Source organism: Ruoffia sp. FAM 26255, assembly GCF_045528525.1.
In the GTDB taxonomy this organism is placed as follows: Bacteria; Bacillota; Bacilli; order Lactobacillales; family Aerococcaceae; genus Ruoffia; species Ruoffia tabacinasalis.
Genome location: NZ_JBGQQX010000161.1, coordinates 1 through 255, shown reverse-complemented (window position 1 = coordinate 255; position 255 = coordinate 1). Strand labels below are relative to the sequence as shown.

The window sequence follows — 255 nt, the reverse complement described above, 5'->3', positions numbered from 1 at the left end:
CAATGAAGGTGAACTGAAAACAAACGGCCGTTTAAAAGGAGCAGTCAATATTCCTTTAGATAGTTTGCGAGACCGCATGGCAGAGTTGCCAAAAGATCAACCAATTATTGTGAGCTGTCACAGTGGTCTGCGCAGCTATATAGCGGAAAGAATGCTGAAACAAAATGGTTATAAAGCCAAAAATTTAGATGGAGCATTTGCTCTTTACTCAACAGTAAAACCAGAAAAGGTGGTAAAATAATGTACAATACAATA

The 255-nt window shown here is 38.0% G+C and carries 1 protein-coding gene; it reads left to right on the top strand.

Features of this window, described 5'->3' with window-relative positions:
* The coding region (locus ACEN31_RS11735) for a rhodanese-like domain-containing protein (RefSeq protein ID WP_407109496.1) at positions 1-241 on the top strand (241 nt) is incomplete at its 5' end.
* Positions 242-255 lie beyond the last annotated feature (14 nt).